General features: G+C 53.2%; 1 protein-coding gene. It reads right to left on the reverse strand.

The features are described from left to right. Positions 1-1,074: elongation factor Tu (gene tuf, locus H6585_00005; GenBank protein MCB9446707.1), on the reverse strand; the 1,074-nt coding region annotated here is incomplete at its 3' end. Positions 1,075-1,095: the final 21 nt, after the last annotated feature.

The following is a 1,095-nucleotide window of genomic DNA, read 5'->3' on the forward strand; positions in this document are numbered from 1 at the left end:
AGTAACAACCAGACCAACGTTGTCGCCTGGCATTACCATTTCTACGCCTTCTGGCAGTTCGCAAGAACCGGTTACGTCAGTAGTACGGAAGTAGAACTGTGGACGGTAACCTTTGAAGAATGGAGTGTGACGACCACCTTCATCTTTACCCAGGATATACACCTCTGCACTGAACTTGGTGTGAGGGGTGATTGAACCTGGTTTAGCCAGTACCTGACCACGCTGTACGTCGTCACGTTTGGTACCACGCAGCAGAACACCACAGTTCTCACCGGCACGACCTTCGTCCAGCAGTTTGCGGAACATTTCTACGCCGGTAACAGTTGTTTTCACGGTGTCTTTCAGACCCACGATGGCAACTTCTTCACCTACTTTAACGATACCGCGCTCTACACGACCGGTTACTACAGTACCACGGCCCTGGATAGAGAATACGTCTTCGATTGGCATGATGAACGCGCCGTCGATAGCACGCTGTGGCTCAGGGATGTAAGAGTCCAGAGCTTCAACCAGTTTACGTACAGAAGAAGTACCGATTTCGTTTTCGTCCTGGCCGTTCAGAGCCATCAGAGCAGAACCTGGGATGATTGGAGTGTCATCGCCTGGGAATTCGTAGGTGGACAGCAGGTCACGCAGTTCCATCTCTACCAGTTCCAGCATTTCGTTGTATTCGTCAGTACCGAAACCACCGCAGTCATCAGCCAGCAGGTCAGCTTTGTTCAGGAACACAACAATGTAAGGTACGCCTACCTGACGGGACAGCAGGATGTGCTCACGGGTCTGTGGCATTGGGCCGTCAGTGGCACCACATACCAGGATCGCGCCGTCCATCTGGGCAGCACCGGTGATCATGTTTTTTACATAGTCAGCGTGGCCTGGGCAGTCTACGTGTGCGTAGTGACGGGTAGCTGATTCGTATTCCACGTGGGAAGTGGAGATGGTGATACCACGTGCTTTTTCTTCCGGTGCCTTGTCGATACCGTCGAAAGCAACGGCTGCGCCGCCCCAGGTCTCAGAACATACGCGGGTCAGAGCCGCGGTCAGAGTGGTTTTACCATGGTCAACGTGACCGATAGTGCCTACGTTTACGTGCGG

The organism is Flavobacteriales bacterium, assembly GCA_020635855.1.
Taxonomy (GTDB): Bacteria; Bacteroidota; Bacteroidia; order JACJYZ01; family JACJYZ01; genus JACJYZ01.